The organism is Pseudomonas sp. K5002 (genome assembly GCF_013386655.1).
Classification (GTDB): domain Bacteria; phylum Pseudomonadota; class Gammaproteobacteria; order Pseudomonadales; family Pseudomonadaceae; genus Aquipseudomonas.
On the sequence record NZ_JACARK010001184.1, the window covers coordinates 1 to 580 of the forward strand.

General features: G+C 66.6%; 1 pseudogene. It reads left to right on the plus strand.

Annotated elements, in window-relative coordinates:
- Window positions 1-543 (plus strand): annotated as a pseudogene (locus HX846_RS34685) (ATP-dependent DNA helicase); the annotation flags it as partial.
- Window positions 544-580: the final 37 nt, after the last annotated feature.

Consider the following 580-nt stretch of genomic DNA (forward strand, 5'->3'; position numbering starts at 1 on the left):
GCGTTTGTCGGCGGGATGGACGATGCCGGGCGTTGGGCCCTGGTACGGCGGGCGCCGGTGGCGGACGGCAGACGTCCGGGGGCTCACTCGGCCGAGACGCTGGAGCATGTGGCGATGACCTTGCTGCGCCGCTACGGGGTGGTGTTCTGGCGCCTGCTGGAGCGCGAGGCGGACTGGCTGCCCAGTTGGCGGGAATTGCTGCGTACGTTCCACCGGCTGGAGGCCCGGGGCGAGATTCGGGGCGGGCGGTTTGTAAGTGGTTTGGCGGGGGAACAGTTTGCGTTGCCGGAAGCGATTCCGCTGCTGCGGGAAGTTCGGCGGCGGCCTCACGATGGAAGCTTGATTGCCGTGTGTGGGGCGGATCCGCTGAACCTGGTCGGTACGCTGCAGCCGGGTAGCAAGGTGCCGGCGTTGAGCGGCAATCGGTTGGTGTACCGGGATGGTTTGCCGGCGGCGGTGGAGATTGCCGGCAAGCAGCAGGTGTTGCTGGAGTTGGATCAGCAGGAGGCCGGGTTGGTGCGGGAAAAACTGATCAGACACTGACTTGTGCAGCGCCCGTAATGACGCCTTCGCGAGCAAG